Source organism: Streptomyces sp. NPDC022910, assembly GCF_055561075.1.
Map to the genome: position 1 here is coordinate 25,141 of NZ_JBVHHL010000048.1, position 19,091 is coordinate 44,231.

The 19,091-nt window shown below is 71.6% G+C and carries 13 protein-coding genes and 1 pseudogene; 8 read left to right on the forward strand and 6 right to left on the reverse strand.

Annotated features, from left to right (window positions below; genetic code table 11):
• Positions 1–3 precede the first annotated feature (3 nt).
• The 3 genes from ACZ3TS_RS32315 to ACZ3TS_RS32325 are packed head-to-tail and all read right to left on the reverse strand — an operon-like array spanning position 4 to position 4,529.
• Positions 4–942, reverse strand: a complete 939-nt coding sequence (locus tag ACZ3TS_RS32315; protein WP_467624929.1) for a hydroxymethylglutaryl-CoA lyase — start codon at positions 940–942, stop codon at positions 4–6.
• Positions 939–2,903 carry an acetyl/propionyl/methylcrotonyl-CoA carboxylase subunit alpha gene (locus ACZ3TS_RS32320; RefSeq protein WP_467624931.1) on the reverse strand — a complete coding sequence of 655 codons (1,965 nt, stop codon included), beginning with the start codon at positions 2,901–2,903 and terminating at the stop codon, positions 939–941. The genes ACZ3TS_RS32315 and ACZ3TS_RS32320 overlap by 4 nt, the downstream gene beginning before the upstream one ends.
• 9 nt (positions 2,904–2,912) lie before the next feature.
• Positions 2,913–4,529, reverse strand: a complete 1,617-nt coding sequence (locus tag ACZ3TS_RS32325; protein ID WP_467624934.1) for a carboxyl transferase domain-containing protein — start codon at positions 4,527–4,529, stop codon at positions 2,913–2,915.
• Positions 4,530–4,615: 86 nt separating this feature from the next.
• On the opposite strand from ACZ3TS_RS32325, the gene ACZ3TS_RS32330 reads away from it, so the two are divergent.
• The 3 genes from ACZ3TS_RS32330 (at position 4,616) to tesB (ending at position 7,401) form a co-directional block, all read left to right on the forward strand.
• Positions 4,616–5,224: an SACE_7040 family transcriptional regulator gene (locus ACZ3TS_RS32330; protein ID WP_467624936.1), complete on the forward strand. Its 609-nt coding sequence runs from the start codon at positions 4,616–4,618 to the stop codon at positions 5,222–5,224.
• Positions 5,225–5,341: 117 nt separating this feature from the next.
• Positions 5,342–6,499 (forward strand): acyl-CoA dehydrogenase family protein, encoded by a 1,158-nt coding sequence (locus ACZ3TS_RS32335; protein ID WP_467624938.1) that lies wholly within the window; start codon positions 5,342–5,344, stop codon positions 6,497–6,499.
• Positions 6,500–6,534: 35 nt separating this feature from the next.
• The gene (gene tesB, locus ACZ3TS_RS32340; protein ID WP_467624940.1) at positions 6,535–7,401 is read left to right on the forward strand and encodes an acyl-CoA thioesterase II; all 867 of its coding nucleotides are present in this window, start codon (positions 6,535–6,537) and stop codon (positions 7,399–7,401) included.
• 40 nt (positions 7,402–7,441) lie between these two features.
• Here the strand turns inward: tesB and ACZ3TS_RS32345 are convergent, their stop codons facing one another.
• Both ACZ3TS_RS32345 and ACZ3TS_RS32350 read right to left on the reverse strand, forming a co-directional pair.
• A complete protein-coding gene (locus tag ACZ3TS_RS32345; protein WP_467624941.1) occupies positions 7,442–8,239 on the reverse strand; it encodes a phosphatase in 798 nt (265 codons plus the stop codon).
• 89 nt (positions 8,240–8,328) lie between these two features.
• Complete coding sequence (locus ACZ3TS_RS32350; protein ID WP_467624943.1) at positions 8,329–9,951, reverse strand: helix-turn-helix domain-containing protein; 1,623 nt, start codon at positions 9,949–9,951, stop codon at positions 8,329–8,331.
• 195 nt (positions 9,952–10,146) lie between these two features.
• Here ACZ3TS_RS32350 and ACZ3TS_RS32355 point away from each other — a divergent pair, with 195 nt between their 5' ends.
• From ACZ3TS_RS32355 to ACZ3TS_RS32365, 3 genes are all read left to right on the forward strand, one after another.
• On the forward strand, positions 10,147–11,607 hold the full coding sequence (locus ACZ3TS_RS32355; protein WP_467624944.1) for a sodium:solute symporter family protein: 1,461 nt from the start codon (positions 10,147–10,149) through the stop codon (positions 11,605–11,607).
• A gap of 104 nt (positions 11,608–11,711) precedes the next feature.
• Positions 11,712–12,719: an agmatinase gene (gene speB / locus ACZ3TS_RS32360; protein ID WP_467624945.1), complete on the forward strand. Its 1,008-nt coding sequence runs from the start codon at positions 11,712–11,714 to the stop codon at positions 12,717–12,719.
• Positions 12,716–14,401: a thiamine pyrophosphate-binding protein gene (locus ACZ3TS_RS32365; protein ID WP_467624948.1), complete on the forward strand. Its 1,686-nt coding sequence runs from the start codon at positions 12,716–12,718 to the stop codon at positions 14,399–14,401. The genes speB and ACZ3TS_RS32365 overlap by 4 nt, the downstream gene beginning before the upstream one ends.
• A 63-nt stretch (positions 14,402–14,464) precedes the next feature.
• Here ACZ3TS_RS32365 and ACZ3TS_RS32370 read toward each other — a convergent pair whose 3' ends face one another.
• Entirely contained in the window at positions 14,465–16,765 is a 2,301-nt protein-coding gene (locus ACZ3TS_RS32370) for an ArnT family glycosyltransferase (RefSeq protein WP_467624950.1), read from the reverse strand.
• Positions 16,766–16,994: 229 nt separating this feature from the next.
• Here ACZ3TS_RS32370 and ACZ3TS_RS32375 point away from each other — a divergent pair, with 229 nt between their 5' ends.
• Both ACZ3TS_RS32375 and ACZ3TS_RS32380 read left to right on the forward strand, forming a co-directional pair.
• On the forward strand, positions 16,995–17,858 hold the full coding sequence (locus tag ACZ3TS_RS32375; RefSeq protein WP_467624953.1) for a serine hydrolase: 864 nt from the start codon (positions 16,995–16,997) through the stop codon (positions 17,856–17,858).
• Between the two features lie 70 nt (positions 17,859–17,928).
• Positions 17,929–19,039 (forward strand): annotated as a pseudogene (locus ACZ3TS_RS32380) (esterase-like activity of phytase family protein).
• The last annotated feature ends 52 nt before the right edge of the window (positions 19,040–19,091 follow it).

Sequence of the window (19,091 nt, forward strand, 5' to 3'; positions counted from 1 at the left end):
GGTTCACTCCTTGTGGGAGAGGGCTCGGACGGTGCGGGACGGGCTGGGCCGGTCCAGGTGTGCGGCCATCCACACGCTTGTGGCGGTGAGCCGGCCGAGGTCGACCCCGGTGTCGATACCGAGGCCCTGGAGCATCCACACGAGGTCCTCGGTGGCGAGGTTTCCCGTGGCGGACTTCGCGAAGGGGCAGCCGCCGAGGCCGCCCGCGGAGGCGTCGACGGTCGTCACTCCGTGCTGGAGCGCGGCCAGGGTGTTGACGAGCGCCTGTCCGTAGGTGTCGTGGAAGTGCACACCGATCGCGCTCGTCGGCACACCCTCCTCGTTCAGCTCGGACAGGAGGTCCTGGACGTGGCCCGGTGTCGCCACGCCGATCGTGTCGCCCAGGCTCAGCTCGTCGCAGCCCATGTCCATGAGCGCCTTGCTGACGCGGACGACCTGGTGCATGGGAACCGGGCCCTCCCAGGGGTCGCCGAAGCACATCGACAGATAGCCGCGGACGTGCACCTTCCGGTCCTTCGCGCGCCGGACCACCGGGTCGAACATCGCCAGGGCCTCGTCCACCGTGCGGTTGAGGTTGGCCGTCGCGAAGGACTCGGTGGCGCTGGCGAAGACGGCGATCCGGCGTGCGCCCAGCGCGAGGGCGCGGTCCAGGCCGCGTTCGTTCGGCACGAGGACCGGGAGCGTCACCGGCAGATCGGCGACGAGCGGGAACAACTGCTCCGCGTCCGCGAGTTGGGGCACCCACTTGGGATGGACGAAGCTGGTGGCCTCGATGGTGGTCAGGCCCGCGTCGGCGAGGCGGCGGATGAACTCCGCCTTCACCTCCGTCGGCACGGTGCGCTGCTCGTTCTGCAGCCCGTCCCGCGCGCCGACCTCGTGGATCCTGACCCGCGGGGGCAGGTCCTCGGACGGTACGACCATAGGCAGTCCCCGAGCGGTCATTGCTCCGCCTCCGTGTCCACGTGGGCTTCCTCGTGCGGTGCGATCACGGCCATCACCTGGTCCATGGCGACCGTCGTGCCGGGGGAGACGTCGAGTTCGGCGACCGTCCCGGCGTGCGGGGCGGAGATGACGTGCTCCATCTTCATCGCCTCGACCACCAGCAGGCTCTGCCCGGCGGTCACCTCGTCCCCGACGGCCACCTTCACGACGGTCACCGTGCCGGGCATGGGCGCGGTCAGCGAATCGGTGCCGGAGCGGGCGGCTCCGGTGAGCGAGGCGGCGACCGGGTCGTGGTCACGCACGTGCCAGGCGTCGCCGTCGCGGCCGAGCCAGTCGGCGGCGCGGTGGAAGGTGTGGCGGACGCCGTCCAACACGACGGACACCGAGTCGTCGGTGACCGTGTGGGTCCCCCTGGGGGCGTACTCCACCGGTTCGGACACTCGCAGCGGGAAAGCCGGCGGCTTTGGCTCGCCCCCGAGCCGCCAGCCGCTCGGCACGGAGAACGGGTCGGTCCAGCCCGTCCCGCGCGGTTGCAGCGCGTCGAGACGCACGGCGGCCGCGGCCTCGTACACCTCCTCGGGCACGTCCGCCGGTACGAGGCCGTCCATCTCGCGCTCCACCAGCCCGGTGTCCAACTCGCCCGCCACGACCGCCGGATGGTCCAGCAGTCGGCGCAGGAAACCGGTGTTGGTCTGCACGCCCAGGATGACGGTCCGCGCCAGGGCCGCCCGAAGCTTCCGCAGCGCGGTCGCGCGGTCGGGGCCGTAGGCGATGACCTTCGACAGCATCGGGTCGTAGAGGCTGCCGACCTCGGTGCCCTCGGTCAGGCCCGAGTCGGTGCGCACCCCGTCGCCCTGCGGCTCGTGCAGCGACAGCACCGTGCCGCCGGACGGGAGGAAGCCACGGGCCCCCTCCTTGATGGAAACGGTCTCGGCGCAGATGCGGGCCTCGACCGCGTGCCCGGTGAGCGTGACGTCCTTCTGCCCGAAGGACAGGGGCTCGCCCGCCGCCACCCGCAGCTGCCACTCCACCAGGTCGAGGCCCGTGACCATCTCGGTGACCGGGTGTTCCACCTGGAGGCGGGTGTTCATCTCCATGAAGTAGTACGACGAAGGGTCGCCGCCCGGCACGATGAACTCCACCGTGCCCGCCCCCCGGTACCCGCACGAGCGGGCCGCCTGGACCGCCGCCTCGCCCATCGCCGCGCGCGTGTCCTCGTCGAGGAGCACGCTCGGCGCCTCCTCGATGATCTTCTGGTGGCGGCGCTGGAGGGAGCACTCGCGCTCGCCCAGGTGCACCACGTTCCCGTGGGCGTCCGCCAGGACCTGGATCTCGATGTGACGGGGGCGGTCGATCCAGCGCTCGACGAGGAGCGTGTCGTCGCCGAAGGAGGCGCGGGCCTCGCGCCGGGCGGCGGCGATCTCGTCGGCCAGCCGCTCCGGCTCCCGCACCAGCCGCATGCCCTTGCCGCCGCCGCCCGCGCTCGGCTTCAGCAGCACCGGCATACCGATCTCGCGGGCGGCGTCGGCAAGCTGCGCGTCCGTCAGCCCGCTTCCGCTCGATCCCGGCACGACCGGGACCCCGGCCGCCCGCACCGTCTCCTTGGCCCGGATCTTGTCTCCCATGAGCGAGATCGCCTCCGCGGAGGGCCCGATGAAGGCCAGCCCCGCCTCCGCGCACGCCTGCGCGAACGCGGCGTTCTCGGCCAGGAATCCGTACCCCGGGTGCACGGCCTGAGCGCCGGTCCGTGCCGCCGCCTGAAGGATCCGCTCCACCGACAGATAGCTCTCGGCCGCGGGCGCCGGTCCGATCCGTACCGCCGTGTCGGCCTCCCGGACGTGCCGGGCGTCGGCGTCCGCGTCGGAGAAGACGGCCACCGAGCGCACGCCCAGCGACCGCAGCGTGCGGACGACCCGGACCGCGATCTCGCCGCGGTTGGCCACAAGCACCGTGTCAAACATGGATCCCCCTCACATCCGGAAGACGCCGAAGCCGGGCTCGCCCAGCGGGGCGTTGGCGCACGCCGTCAGCGCCAGGCCCAGCACCTGCCGGGTCTCCAGCGGGTCGATCACGCCGTCGTCCCACAGGCGTGCCGTCGCGTAGTAGGCGTTCCCCTGGTGCTCGTACTGTGCGCGGATCGGGGCCTTGAAGGCCTCCTCGTCCTCCAGGGGCCAGGACTCCCCGCGCGCCTCCAACTGGTCGCGCTTGACGGTGGCGAGGACCGACGCGGCCTGTTCGCCGCCCATCACCGAGATCTTGGCGTTGGGCCACATCCACAGGAAGCGCGGCGAATACGCCCGGCCGCACATCGAGTAGTTGCCCGCGCCGAACGAGCCGCCGATGACGACCGTGAGCTTCGGTACGCGCGTGCAGGCGACCGCAGTGACCATCTTGGCGCCGTGCTTCGCGATCCCGCCGGCCTCGTAGTCGCGCCCGACCATGAAGCCCGAGATGTTCTGCAGGAACACCAGCGGGATGCCGCGCTGGTCGCACAGCTCGATGAAGTGGGCGCCCTTCTGGGCGGATTCGGAGAACAGGATGCCGTTGTTGGCGACGATCCCGACCGGGTGGCCGTGGATACGGGCGAAGCCGGTGACGAGGGTCTGCCCGAACTCCGCCTTGAACTCGGCGAAGCGTGATCCGTCCACCACGCGCGCGATGACCTCACGGACGTCATAGGGGGTGCGGGAGTCGACCGGCACCGCCCCGTACAAGCCGTACGGATCCACCTTCGGCTCCACCGACGGGACGGCCTCCCAGGGCAGCGGGCCGCGCGCGGGGAGCGTGGAGACGATGGTCCGGACGATCCGCAGTGCATGCGCGTCGTCCTCCGCCAGGTGGTCCGTCACGCCCGACACGCGCGCGTGGACCTCGCCGCCGCCCAGCTCCTCGGCGGTCACCACCTCGCCGGTGGCCGCCTTCACCAGGGGCGGACCGCCCAGGAAGATCGTGCCCTGGTCGCGCACGATCACGGCTTCGTCGCTCATCGCCGGCACGTACGCCCCGCCCGCCGTGCAGGAGCCGAGGACGGCCGCGATCTGGGGGATGCCGGCCCCGGACATCCTCGCCTGGTTGTAGAAGATCCGCCCGAAGTGCTCGCGGTCGGGGAAGACCTCGTCCTGCAGGGGCAGGAAGGCACCCCCGGAGTCGACGAGGTAGACGCAGGGCAGGCGGTTCTCGAGCGCCACCTCCTGGGCCCGCAGATGCTTCTTCACCGTCATCGGGTAGTACGTGCCGCCCTTGACCGTGGCGTCATTCGCGACGATCACGCACTCGCGGCCGCTGACCCGCCCGATCCCCGCGATCACCCCGGCGGCCGGCGCCTGCCCGTCGTACATCCCGTCGGCGGCGAGGGGTGCCAGCTCCAGGAAGGGCGACCCCGCGTCGAGCAGGGTGTCCACGCGGTCGCGCGGCAGCAGCTTGCCGCGCGCGGTGTGACGAGCGCGGGCCTTCTCACCGCCGCCGAGCCGGGCCGCGGCCAGCTTGGCCCGCAGATCCTCGCCCAGCGCGCGATGCGCCTCCTCGTTGGCCCGCCAGGCCTCCGACGCGGGGTCTGCCGCGCTCGTCAGCTCCGGTGCCTCCAGCATCCTGCGGTCCCCTCACCTTGTTAATGAGCGTTAACGCATTTCCTTCAGGTTAACGAGCGCTAACCTCCCTGTCTAGAATTGATTTCATGGCCACGAGAACCGACGCCCCCACCCGCCGCGAGCAGATCCTGAAGGAGGCGGCGCGGCTGTTCGCCGAGCGCGGCTTCCACGGCGTCGGCGTGGACGAGATAGGAGCCGCGGTCGGCATCAGCGGACCCGGTCTCTACCGGCACTTCGCGGGCAAGGACGCGATGCTCGCCGAGCTGCTCGTGGGGATCAGCGGGCAGCTGCTGACCGGAGCCAGGCGGCGGGTCGCCGAGGCCGACGGGGGAGTCGTGGGGCGGAACCCCGAGGCGGTCCTCGACTCGCTGATCGAGGGGCACATCGACTTCGCGCTCGACGACCGTCCCCTGATCACCCTGCACGACCGGGAGCTGGACCGCCTCCGGGACAGCGACCGCAAGCTCGTACGGCAGCTGCAGCGGCAGTACGTCGAGCTGTGGGTGGAGGTCGTCCGCGAGGTGTATCCGGAGCTCGCCGAGCCGACCGCCCGCTCGGCCGTGCACTCGGTGTTCGGCCTGCTGAACTCGACGCCGCATCTCGGCCGCCCTGGTTCACTGCCGGGTCGCGGGGTGACTGCTGAGCTGCTGCACCGGATGGCCCGGGGGGCGTTCGCGGCGGCCGAGGCGGACTGAGGCGGCTGCTCCGCAAGCGTGACGAGCGTTACGGGCCCACTCCCCTGGACGGGTGTTCGTACCCACCGGTACGGTGGGTGAGCAAGCGCTTAGACAGAGCACAGGTGGAGGTGGCGCGTGCGCCGTACGGTGTTCAACGAGGATCACGAGGCGTTCCGGGAGACCCTGCGCGCCTTCATCGAGGCCGAGGTCGTACCGGTCCACGACGAGTGGTTCGCCGCCGGCCAGGCGCCGCGCGAGTTCTACTACAAGATCGCCGAGCTCGGTCTGTTCGGCATCAACGTGCCGGAGGAGTTCGGCGGCGCCGGCCTGGAGACGCACAAGTTCGAGGCGATCCAGTACGAGGAGACGGCCCGCGCGGGCGTCAGCTTCGGCGGCTCGGGCGTGCATGTGCTGCTCGCCCTGCCCTACATCAAGATGCTCGCCACCGACGAGCAGAAGAAGCGTTACCTCCCGAAGTTCGTCTCCGGCGAGGAGATGTGGGCCATCGCGATGACCGAGCCGGGCACCGGCTCCGACCTCGCGGGCATGAAGACCACCGCCAAGCTCTCCGAGGACGGCACGCACTACGTCCTCAACGGCGCCAAGACCTTCATCACCGGCGGCGTCCACGCCGACAAGGTCATCGTCTGCGCCCGCACCTCCCCGCCGACCGCCGAGGACCGCCGCTACGGCATCACCCTGCTCGCCGTGGACACCAAGTCCGAGGGCTACTCCGTCGGCCGCAAGCTCGACAAGCTGGGCCTGAAGACCTCCGACACCGCCGAGCTGGCGTTCGTCGATGTGAAGGTGCCGGTCGAGGACCTGCTCGGCGAGGAGAACAAGGGCTTCTACTACCTCGGCGCCAACCTGCCCTCCGAGCGCTGGGGCATCGCCTTCGGCGCCTACGCGCAGGCCAAGGCCGCCGTCCGGTTCGCCAAGCAGTACGTGCAGGAGCGCACCGTCTTCGGCAAGCAGGTCGCCCACTTCCAGAACACCAAGTTCGAGCTGGCCGCCTGCCAGGCCGAGGTGGACGCCGCCGAGGCGGTCGCCGACCGCGCCCTGGAGGCACTGGACGCGGGCGAGCTGACCGCGGCCGAGGCCGCGAGCGCCAAGCTCTTCTGCACCGAGGTCGCGCACCGGGTCATCGACCGCTGCCTCCAGCTGCACGGCGGCTACGGCTACATGAACGAGTACCCGATCGCCCGTCTGTACGCCGACAACCGCGTCAACCGCATCTACGGCGGCACCAGCGAGATCATGAAGTCGATCATCGCGAAGGACATGGGCCTGTAAGGCCCGCGAAATTACTGCACGGTACAACTGACCCCATGAGTCAGGCACTTCAGTCCCTGCTCGATCTGCTCGACCTGGAGCGGATCGAGCAGGACATCTTCCGCGGCCAGTCCCGGTCCGCCGTCGTCCCGCGGGTCTTCGGCGGGCAGGTGGCGGCCCAGGCGCTGGTCGCCGCGGGGCGGACGGTCCCCGAGGACCGGCACGCCCACTCGCTGCACGCGTACTTCCTGCGCCCCGGCGACCCCGGCGCACCCATCGTCTACACCGTGGACCGCATCCGCGACGGCCGCTCCTTCACCACGCGCCGGGTCGTCGCCGTCCAGCACGGGCAGCCGATCTTCCACCTCTCGGCGTCGTTCCAGACCCACGAGGAAGGTCTCGACCACCAGGCTCCGATGCCCCCCGCGCCCGACCCGGAGACGCTGCCCACTTCGCAGGAGCGGATGCGCGGCTACGGCCACCTCCCGTCCGACGTGGTGGAGCGGTTCCTGGAGGCGCGTGAGGCGGTCGACCTGCGCTACGTCGACGAACCGCCGTACGGGAAGTTCGGCGAGCCGCGCGAACCGCACTCCCAGGTGTGGTTCCGCACCAACGGCAAACTCGACGACGACCCCCTGCTGCACGTCGTGCTCGCCACCTACGTCTCCGACATGACGCTCCTCGACTCCGTCCTGCTCGCGCACGGGCGCGGCGGCTGGGCCGTCGGTGACGTCGTCGGGGCCTCGCTGGACCACGCGATGTGGTTCCACCGCCCGTTCCGGGCCGACGAGTGGCTCCTGTACGACCAGGAGTCCCCGTCGGCGAACGGCGGCCGCGGTCTGGGCCAGGCCCGCATCTACACCCAGGACGGCCGGATGGCGATATCGGTGATCCAGGAGGGAGTGGTCCGCGTCCCGCGGTGACCGTTCCGAGGGACCGTGCGGGGTCGCATCCCCGGGCGGGTCAGTCGCCGTTCGTCAGTCCCGCCGCGCCGAGCAGGTAGGCCGTCAGCGGGTCGTAGTGGCGGGGGCTGACGACATGGTCGTCCAGCGGCACCGTCACCTGGACGGTGCCTTCGGCCTCGGCGAGGAAGAGGGCCGGGTCGTTGCAGTCCGCGTAGCCGACCGAGTCGACGCCGAGTTGGCCCGCGCAGCCCGCCCAGCCGTGGTCGGCGACCACCAGGTCGGGCAGGGGGCGGCCCTCGCGCTCCAGACCCTTCAGGATCTCACGCATCGGCTCGCCGGAGTGTGTGTGCCAGAGGGTGGCGCCGTGCTCCAGGACGGCCACGTCGGCGAACTGCATGACGTACCCCTCCTCCGTCTGCAGCCCGTCCGGGACGACGACGATCTCGCAGCCGGCGGCACGCAGCGCGGCGGCGGTGGCGCGGTGGACGTCGAGGAGTCCGCCGGGGTGACCGGTGGCGAACAGGACCCGCTGTTCGCCGTCGGCGGCCTTGCGCAGACGGGCCGCGAGGCGTTCCAGGGCGTCGACCGTCAGTTCCGGGTCGATGGTGTCCTGGCCGTAGCGGTACTCGGGGTCGTCGTGGACGCCGCAGCGCTCCGCCATGACCGCGAGGACGTCCTGCTCGTCGGTCCAGCGGTCCCCGAGTTCCAGGCCGAGCCAGTAGTTGCGGTCGCCGTTCGCGAGCTTGCGGTAGTGGGAGAGGTTGTTCTCACGGGGCGTGGCGACGTCGCCCGCGATACGGGTCCGTACGAGGTGGTCGACGAGTTCGGCGCGGCTGGGGGTCCCGGGTATCGGCATGCTCCCCATTCTGCCGGTGCGCCGCGCCGGGTCAGCCGTTGTTCCGCACCGTGGGACGTGCGTCACTCGGCGTCGGGGGTACCGGCCCGTCAGCCGTGTCCCGTCTGCTTCAGCGCGAACCACAGCTCCATGCGTACGTCCGGATCGTCCAGGTTCGCGTTCAGCAACGCCGCGCAACGGGCGATGCGTTGGCGGACCGTGTTGCGGTGGACGGAGAGGGCCACTGCCGTGCGGTCCCAGCTGCCGTGCAGGGAGAGCCAGGTGCGCAGGGTCTCGGTGAGCGCGGAGGTGGCGCTGATCGGGGCGAGGAGGGTGCGCGCGTGCGCCTCGGCCTCCTCGTGGGGGACGAGGTCGGCGAGGCCTGGACGGCTGCCGTGGCGGACCAGGGTCGCGCGGGTGGCGCGGGCGCGGGCCAGGGCGCGGGCCGCCTGGGTGTCGGCGGAGGACCAGTCGTGCGGGGCGGCGGCGGCGCTGACGCCGAGGGCCCAGCCGGGTTGCGGGGCCGGTTCGCGGTCGGCCGGGACGAGGACTCGTACGACGTCGTCCATGAGGTCGATCAGCGTGGACCCGAGCGCCGCGCCGAGCGCGGAGGCGGCCATGGCGTCAGGGGAGTCTCCTCCGGTCGGGTGCGGCCGGGATCGTGGCGCGGCCGGTGCGTCCGGGCGCGCGTGCACGACGAGCCACCGCTCGGCCCCCAGCAGCGGCGCGACCGCCTCCGGCGCGGCTCCCAGCAGCAGCCGCACGAGCGCCGACGAACGCGCCGCACCCGCGCCGCTCTGCTGCTCGCCGGTGAGGAGGGAGAGGAGTACCGCGGCGACCGAGGCGATGGTGTGGTCCCCGGGGTCGCGCTGCGGGGACGCGACCCCGAGGACGAAGCCCTGACCGGGGGCCAGGGCGTAGGCGGCGAGGTGGGTGCCGGCGACGGTGTCGGCGGCGGAGGACGGAGCCGGTCTCCCGGCCGGCTGCGGGCGAACCGCCCCGGCAGGACCCTCCGGCCGCGCGGCCGTCGCGGAGTGCGGTGCCGTGCCGGGCGGCCGTGTCGCGGCGCCGGCGGGCCGCACGACCCGCGCCAGTTCCGCCATCGCCCCCCGTGCCTCGGTGCCCGGCTCCCGGCCCGCCGAGGCGGTTTCCGTCCCGTCCGGTCCGTAGAGCACCGACCAGCCGCCGAGCCGCTGGGCCAGCTGCCGCAGCACGGACGGCACCGGGTCGGGCCGGGAGGCGGCGGCCGCGAGGCTCTGCTGGGCCTCTGTGACGCGGCGCAGCTCGGCCAGGCGCGCCTGGGCCATCAGCTGCCAGACGGCACGGGCCACGCCGGAGAAGGTGGTCTGCGGCGGCACCTCCAGGAGCGGCAGCCCGTAGGCGTCGCAGGCCGCGACCAGCGCACGCGGCACCGTGTCGTGCACCGGAGCGAGGCCGAAGCCGAGGGCCGCGCCGCCGGCGGCCACGATCCGGGAGACGTAGTCGTCGAAGTAGTCGGAGCAGCTGCCGGAGCCGGCTGCCTGGGGCACGTGCACGCCCGCCGTCAGCAGGAGCTCGCCGCCCAGCAGATACGGGTAGGGGTCCGCCATCTCCGAGGTGTGCGCCCAGTGGATCACGATGTCGGGGCCGGCCGGCCCGGCGATCTGGCGCAGGGCCAGGTCCTCCCGGGCCAGGAGCGCCGACAGCGGGACCGGCGGGGTGGGTGGGACCGCTGGTGAGGATGCGTCCGGCATATGTGCGTTCCCTCCAGCCCGTTCCGCTCGAATGGATGAAACGTACACTTCGCAGTCGCTTTCCGGCCACCTAGTGTCGGTCCGGACCGGCAGCCGCGGGTACGGGCGGATGTCCCCGCGAGCCGCTGCCGACGTCCCCACTCCCCACGTACCTGCACGACACGCCACCGGAAAGTGCACGAAGGAGGGCCCCACATGGCCGTCGACTACGCAGTGATCGTCGTCTATCTGGCCGGCATGCTGGCCATGGGCTGGTGGGGCATGCGCCGCGCCAGGTCCAAGAGCGAGTTCCTCGTGGCGGGCCGTCGCCTCGGGCCCGCCATGTACTCCGGCACCATGGCCGCGATCGTCCTCGGCGGCGCGTCCACCATCGGCGGCGTCGGCCTCGGCTACCAGTACGGGCTCTCCGGCGCCTGGATGGTGTTCACCATCGGTCTCGGCCTGCTCGCGCTGTCGGTCTTCTTCTCCGCGCGTATCGCCCGTCTGAAGGTCTACACCGTCTCCGAGATGCTCGACCTGAGATACGGCGGCCGGGCGGGCGTCATATCGGGCGTGGTCATGTGGGCGTACACCCTCATGCTCGCGGTCACCTCGACCATCGCCTACGCCACCATCTTCGACGTCCTCTTCGACATGAACCGGACCGTCGCGATCATCCTCGGTGGCACCATCGTCGTCGCGTACTCGACGCTCGGCGGGATGTGGTCCATCACGCTCACCGACATGGTGCAGTTCGTGGTGAAGACCATCGGCGTCCTGCTCCTGCTGCTGCCGATCGCGGTCGTCAAGGCGGGCGGCTTCAGCGAGATGAAGGCCAAGCTGCCGACCTCGTACTTCGACCCGCTGGGCATCGGCGGCGAGACGATCTTCACCTACGTCCTCATCTACACGTTCGGCATGCTCATCGGGCAGGACATCTGGCAGCGCGTGTTCACCGCGCGCAGCGACAAGACCGCCCAGTGGGGCGGCACGGTGGCCGGGACCTACTGTCTGGTGTACGCCCTCGCCGGCGCCGTCATCGGCACCGCCGCCAAGGTCATGTACCCGAAGCTGAGCAGCCCGGACGACGCCTTCGCGACCATCGTCAAGGACGAACTGCCCGTCGGCGTACGGGGATTGGTGCTCGCCGCCGCCCTCGCCGCGGTGATGTCGACCTCTTCCGGCGCGCTCATCGCATGTGCGACCGTCGCCAACAACGACATCTGGTCGCGGCTGCGCGGTGTCGGGCGTCACGACGAGGGGGCGCACGACGAGGTCAAGGGCAACCGTGCCTTCATCCTGATCATGGGGGTCGCTGTGATCGGTACGGCCATCGCGCTGAACAACGTGGTCGAGGCGCTGACCGTCGCCTACAACCTGCTCGTCGGCGGTCTGCTCGTCCCGATCCTCGGCGGACTGCTGTGGAAGCGCGGCACCGTGCAGGGCGCCCTCGCCTCGGTGGTGGTCGGCGGTCTCGCCGTCATCGGCCTGATGGTGTCCTACGGCATCCTCGCGAACGAGCCCGTCTACTACGGACTGCTGGCCTCGCTGGCGGCGTACGTCGTGGTGTCGCTCGTGACGAAGCCGACGGACGCGGCCGTGCTGGCCACATGGCGCGAGCGGCTCGCGGGACGCGGCGCGGCGACCGCGGACGAGCCCGCGGCGGTGGGCGCCTAGCCCCGTTGCTTCGGCCCGGCAGCCGTGCGGCGCCGGGCCGGTCGGGCCCTTCCGCGGGGTCCGCGACACTGGAGGAAACACGCATGACCTGGAGGAGTTCGACGATGAGCAGCACCGAGACCACCGCAGCAGGCGACAGCCGGCCCCGCGGCCCCGTCGACTCCTCCCGCATCCCCCGGTACGCGGGCCCCGCGACCTTCGCCCGGCTGCCCCGTCTCGACGAGGTCGGCACCGCGGACGTCGCCGTGGTCGGCGTGCCCTTCGACTCGGGCGTCTCCTACCGTCCCGGTGCCCGCTTCGGCGGCAACGCGATCCGTGAAGCGTCCCGCCTGTTGCGCCCCTACAACCCGGCGCAGGACGCCTCCCCCTTCGCCCTCGCGCAGGTCGCGGACGGCGGCGACATCGCGGTGAACCCGTTCAACATCAACGAGGCCGTGGAGACCATCGAGGCCGCCGCCGACGAGCTGCTCGGCACGGGCGCCCGCCTGATGACCCTCGGCGGCGACCACACCATCGCGCTCCCGCTGCTGCGCTCCGTCGCCAAGAAGCACGGCCCGGTGGCCCTGCTGCACTTCGACGCCCACCTCGACACCTGGGACACGTACTTCGGCGCCGAGTACACCCACGGCACCCCGTTCCGCCGCGCCGTCGAGGAGGGCATCCTCGACACCTCCGCGCTCTCCCACGTCGGCACCCGCGGCCCGCTGTACGGCAAGCAGGACCTCACCGACGACGAGAAGATGGGCTTCGGCATCGTCACGTCCGCCGACATCTACCGGCGCGGCGCGGACGAGGTCGCCGACCAGCTCCGTCAGCGCATCGGCGACCGCCCGCTGTACATCTCCATCGACATCGACTGCCTCGACCCGGCCCACGCTCCCGGCACCGGCACCCCCGAGGCCGGCGGCATGACCTCGCGCGAGCTGCTGGAGATCCTGCGCGGCCTGGCCTCCTGCAACCTGGTCTCCGCAGACGTCGTCGAGGTGGCGCCCGCCTACGACCATGCGGAGATCACGTCGGTGGCCGCGTCCCACACCGCGTACGAGCTGACGACCGTCATGACCCGCCAGATCGCGGCGGCCCGCGCAGGTGAGGAGAGCGAGACCAAGTGACCCACGACCACGACCTGGTCCTGCGCCCCACGGCGGCGCAGACCGAGGCCGCGCTGAACCCTCCCCCCGGCCGCAACGGCGGAGATCTGGTCGTGGAGACCCTGGCCGGGCTGGGCGCGACGACGGTCTTCGGACTGCCCGGCCAGCACGCGCTCGGCATGTTCGACGCGCTCCGTCGCTCCGATCTGCGGTACGTCGGCCTGCGGGTGGAGAACAACGCGGGCTTCGCCGCGGACGCGTACGGCCGGATCACCGGAGAGGCGGCCCCGCTCCTGCTGTCGACCGGCCCGGGCGCGCTGACGTCGCTGGCCGCGCTCCAGGAGGCGGCGGCGGCCTCGGCCCCGGTCCTGGCGATCAGCAGCCAGATCCCGACCGCGGGTCTGGGCGGCGGCCGACACGGCTATCTGCACGAACTCCCCGACCAGACGGCCTCGTTCAGGGGCGTGGTCAAGTCCGTCCACACGGTCCGCACCCAGTCCCAGATCCCGTCGGCGATCGCGGCGGCGTGGAGGTCGGCGCTGACGGTTCCACACGGGCCGGTGTGGGTGGAGATCCCGCAGGACGTGCTGCTCGCGGAGACGCGTCTGCCCGTGGTGACGGCGGTGGACGCGACGCCGGACGAACTGGTGCCGCGCCCCGAACTGACGGCTGTGGCCGCCGACCTGCTCTCCCGTGCCGAGCGCCCGGCGATCATCGCGGGCGGGGGGGTGGTCCGGGCGGACGCCGTCGGCAAGCTCCTGGCGCTGGCGGAGCGGCTTCAGGCTCCGGTGGTGACCACCTTCGGCGGCAAGGGCGCCTTCCCCTGGGAGCACCCCCTCTCCCTCCAGTCCTGGCTGGAGGACCGCCACACGACGGACCTCCTGGAGGACGCGGACGTCCTGCTGGTGGTCGGCTCGGGCCTCGGTGAACTGTCCTCGAACTACCACACGTTCAAGCCGCGCGGCCGGGTGATCCAGATCGAGGCGGACCTCGGCAAGCTGGAGTCCAACCACCCCGCCCTGGGCATCCACGCGGACGCCCGCCTCGCCCTGCAGGCGCTGCTGGAGACCGTCGAGACGCGCGAGGACGACACGGCTCCAGGCCGCGTGCGAACGCTGCTCGCGAAGGTCGCCGACCGCATCGCGTCCCAGGAACTCACCCTGGAACAAAACGTGCTGGCGTCGGTACGCCGCGCCCTCCCTGCCGACTCGCCGTCCTTCTGGGACATGACGATCCTGGCCTACTGGGCGTGGTCGGCCTTCGACCCGCGGGGTACGAACACCATGCACTCGGCGCAGGGCGCGGGCGGCCTCGGCTACGGCTTCCCGGCCGCACTGGGCGCCGCCACGGCGGACCCGACGCGGCCGGTCCTGGCAGTCTCGGGCGACGGAGGCGCGTTGTACTCCATCGCCGAACTGGCGACGGCACGGCAGTACCACCTCAACGTCACCTGGCTGATCGTCGACGACGGCGGCTACGGCATCCTGCGCGAGTACATGACGGACGCCTTCGGTCAGGCGACGGCGACGGAACTGACGCGCCCGGACTACGTGGCCCTCGCCGAGTCGTTCGGCGTCCCGGGGGTCCGGACCTCCCCCGAGACGCTGGAGACGGACCTGGCGAAGGCACTGGCCGAGCCGGGCCCGTCGGTGGTCGTCCTCCCGGCGGTCCTGCGGATGTTCGCGCCGACGCACCTCGGCTGACGGTCTGCCACGCGTGGCGGCCCCCGCCGGGATGGTCGGGGGCCGCCACGCGTCGCGGGTCCGTCAGGTCAGGTCCGAGGGGTCCAGGCGGTAGAGAGACGACTGGTTGCTCTGCGACGATGAGTTCGACGAGGAGTTCGACGAGGCGGAGCCGGATCCCGAACCGGATCCCGAACCGGAGCCCGACGCCGTGCTCTTGCTGTACGCGCTCTTCTTCACCGCGGTGCCGTGCTTCTGCACCCAGGCCGTGACCTCCGAGCTGACGCCGGAGCCGCCGCCCATCCCGCCGCCCATGCCGCCGCCGAGCTGGATGTAGTGCAGCGCGCCCTTCTTCACCAGTTCCTTGAGTGTGGCGAGCGTCATCGCCTTGTCGGTGCCGGACCAGCCCCACATGGAGATCACGGGCTCACCACTGCTCAGGATCAGCTGTGCGGCGCTCTGCGAACTGGACACCGCGAGCAGCCACTTGGCGCCGTCCTGGTGCTTCTTCAGATACGAGACGAGCTCGCTGCTCGCGCCGCCGCCGAAGCCACCCATGGCGCCGGCGCCGGTCCGGCCGGACCGGGCGTTCCCGGTGCCGTTCGGTGGCGTACCGCCCGTCTGGCCGCCGGGAGCCTCGCCGTTGCCCTGCTGCCCGCCCGGGAAGCCGCCACCCTGCTGGGTGCCGCCGGGCAGCTCGCCGTTCGGGGCGCCGCTGGGAGTGCCGCCGCCCGGGAAGCCGCCGCTCCCCTGGCTGTTCTGGCCGCCCTGCTGGGTACCGCCCGGCATCTCGCCGTTGCCCGGGCCGCCGTTTCCGCCGCCGGGGAAGTGGCCCCGGCCGCCGCCCGGTCCGCCGCCGAAGCCGCTGCCCGTCGAAGGGCCGGCCGTCGGGTTGGTGCCGCCCATGCCGCCGCCCGAGCCGGAGGGCACCGACCAGGCGTACGCGGCCGGGCCCGCGACCGCCGCCACGATCGCCGCCCCCACGGAGGCCGCGAGCAGCCGTACCCGGTTGCCGGAGCGGAAGACGAACAGCCCCGCGATCGCCAGCACCATCAGCACCGCGACCGTCGGCCACAGCCAGGTGTTCCAACCGGAGGCCCGGCGCAGCAGCACGACCGCCCAGACGGCGGTCACGCCGAGCCCCACGGGCAGCACCCACACCCACCGCCTGTCCGTACGGAACGCGCGCAGCAGCATCGTGCCGCCGCCCCCGCACAGCGCCGCGACACCGGGCGCGAGCGCGGTCGTGTAGTACGGGTGCATCGTGCCCTCGGCCATGCTGAAGGTCAGGTAGTGCAGCGCGGTCCAGCCGCCCCACAGCAGCAGCGCGGCACGCTTCAGGTCGGTGCGCGGGGCGCGGCCGCACAGCACCAGGCCGCCGACGAGAGCGATGCCCGCGAAGGGGATCAGCCAGGAGATCTGGCCGCCGAGGATGTCGTTGAACATCCGTCCGAGGCCCGCGGTGCCGGAGAAGCCGCCGCCACCGCCGCCACCGCCGCCTCCACCGCGGTTGCCCTCGCCGCCGAAGATCCGGCCGAGGCCGTTGTAGCCCATGATCAGGTTCCAGGCGGTGCCGTCCGTCGAGCCGCCGATGTAGGGCCGCTCGGAGGCGGGCACCAGCGACACGGCCGCCGCCCACCAGAAGCTGGAGACGGCCAGGGCCACGCCTGCGAGCAGCAGGTTCACGATCCGCTTCGCGAGTCCGATCCGGGCCGCGTACAGGTAGACCGCGAAGACGGCGGGCAGCGCGATGTAGCCCTGCAGCATCTTCGTGTTGAACGCGAGCCCGAAGCACACCGCCGAGCCGACCAGCGGCAGCAGCCTGCCGTTCGTCACCGCGCGCAGCCCGAGAGCCGCGCCGCCGACCATCAGCAGGACGAGCAGTGTGTCGGGGTTGTTGTCGCGGTTGATGGCGACCGTGATCGGGGTGAGCGCCAGCACCAGTGCCGCGACGGCCGCGGCGCCGTGGCCCCACACCCGCTTCACCGAGGAGTGCACGATCCAGATCGTGGCGAGCGCGGCCACGATCATCGGCAGCATCATCTGCCAGGTGCCGAAGCCGAACACGCGGCACGACAGCCCCATGACCATGAGCGCCAGCGGCGGCTTGTCGACGGTCAGGAAGTTGCCCGCGTCGAGCGAGCCGAAGAACCACGCCTTCCAGCTCTGCGTGCCGCTGAGCACGGCCGCGCTGTAGAAGCTGTTGAGCGTGGAGCCGGACAGGTTCCACGAGTACAGGACCGCGGCCAGCGCCATGACGGCGAGCAGCGCGGGAAGCGACCAGCGCGGTGCCTTCCCCGGCGGAGCCGGCGGCTGTGGCGGTGGCGCGGGAGGCGCCACGGGAGACACGGGGGTGTGGGGATACGGATCAGTGGCAGACGTCACGAGGCGCATGCTGCACGGCCCGAGTGGGCGAGCGCTGTGTCGTACCTGGCGCTTCCCTGTGAATTCTCCGAGGAATGAGTAAGGCCTCATACAACCATTCGCCACCACCTGTGCGTCATGAGGGTCGTACGTGCCGGGGCACGTACGAATCCACGCAAGGGATGGGACCTTCATGACTCACCGGATGTCCCGGCGTGCCCGTGTGCTCTGTGCGGGCCTCGGAGCCGGGATGCTCATACCGTTCGTGGCGGCCGCCGCGCCCGCCGCCGCTGTCACGCCGACGGTCAGCTGTACGTCGGGCAAGGCGGGCCTGGCCGCCAAACTGCAGAAGGACATCACCGCGGCTCTCGCGGGCCGCAAGGGGAGCGTCGCGGTCGGCCTCTACGACCGCTCCACCAACACCACCTGCTCGCTGCGCAGCACCAGCGCCTACGACTCGGCCAGCGTCGTCAAGGTCACCGTGCTCGCCACGCTGCTGTGGGACGCCAAGAAGCACAACCGCTATCTGACGAGTCGTGAGGCGAGCCTCGCCACGGCGATGATCACCAAGTCGGACAACAGCGCGACCAGCACATTGTGGAAGCAGCTGGGCATGACGAAGATCAAAGGCTTCCTGGCCGCCGCCGGCATGACGCACACCAAGCCGGGCGCGAACGGCTACTGGGGTCTGACCCAGATCACCGTGCAGGACGAGCAGAAGCTGCTCAAACTCATCACCGCCAAGAACTCCGTGCTGAGCGACAACTCCCGCGCGTACATCCTGAAGCTGATGGGGAAGGTCGTCTCCTCGCAGCGCTGGGGCACCCCGGCGGGCGCTCCGTCCGGGGTCTCCGTGCACGTCAAGAACGGCTGGCTGCCGCGCGCCACGCACGGCTGGCGCGTGCACAGCGTCGGCACGTTCAACGGCCGCGGCCACGACTACATGATCACCGTGCTCACCCAGGACAACAGCACCATGAGCTACGGCGTCACCACCATCCAGAACGTGGCCAAGGCCATCCACAAGGACCTGGTGCCCACGACCTCCACGACGAGCGCGTACGTACCCACGAGCACGCCGCAGGAGGCCACTCCGGCGGTCCCCGCGAGCTGACACGGTCGAACTCCCCGCGGTTCACGGGGAGTCCACCTCCGTGCCACGCGTCTCGCCCTACGGTGGCGGCTTGCGCCTGAGAATCCTTCTCGCCACCGTCACCGCCACTCTGGTGGCGGCCACCTCGCCGGCCGCCACCGGATCTGCCGCCGCGACCGGCACGGCCGCTCACGCCTGCTCCTCCACCGTCGGCATCGAGAGCTTCTCCGACGCCCTCGACAAGACGACGTACGAGGGCACGTTCGTCGGCAACCTCTCCGCGCTCTCCGTCGACCTCCCCCACGCTCGGCTTCGCTCGAGCAGGGGGACCCCATCGGGCAGATCGCCGCGCTCTCCGACCGCTCGTCGCTCTTCACCCTCGGCCGGGGCGGCCTGAAGCCCACGAGCGTCGTGAACCTCGCCCACGAGAAGGGCGCCGCCCTCGACTCCGAGGGACTCGCCGTCGACCTCCCCCACTCTCGGCTTCGCTCGAGCGGGGGGACCCCCTCGGCACCCGGCTCGTCACCTCCGAGACCGAGCCGTCGATACGCCGCCACTCCCGCGACGGGAAGATCCTCGACCGCCTCCCGGTGCCGGACGCGCTGGGGGCCGCCCCGGCCGGCCGCGCCACCTCGAACCAGACCTTCGAGGGGCTGACCCTGCTGCCCGGCGGACACACGCTGCTCGCCGACATGGAGGGCTCGCTGAGCGGTGACACCTCCGGCGTCGTCCGCTTCCAGACGTGGACGCGGCAGGGGAAGCACTTCGCGCTCGGGACTCAGTACGGCTACCGCACCGACACCGGCCTCGGCGTCTCCGAGACCACGGCGACCCCCGACGGCCGGCTGCTCGTCCTGGAGCGCGGGTTCACGTCCGGGTACGGCAACACGATCCGCCTCTACCTGGCCGATGTGCGCCACGCCACCGACACGAGCGGCATCGACACGCTGACCGGCCAGGACGGTGTGCGCCTCGCCCGCAAGACCCTCCTCGCCGACCTGGTGAACTGTCCCTCCCTCGGCGCGCAGGCCAAGCAGCCCCAGCCGAACCCGCTCCTCGACAACATCGAGGGCATGACGATCACGGGCACCCCCCACGGCCGGCTGAACCTCCTCCTGGTCAGCGACGACAACCAGAACGCGGCACGGATCACCCGTCTGTACGCGCTGCGGGTCCGTCTCCCACACCCCACGGCGTCCTAGGTCCGAGGCACCCCTTCCCTCCGACCTTGGTCGGGGAATTGTTGCGGAGGGA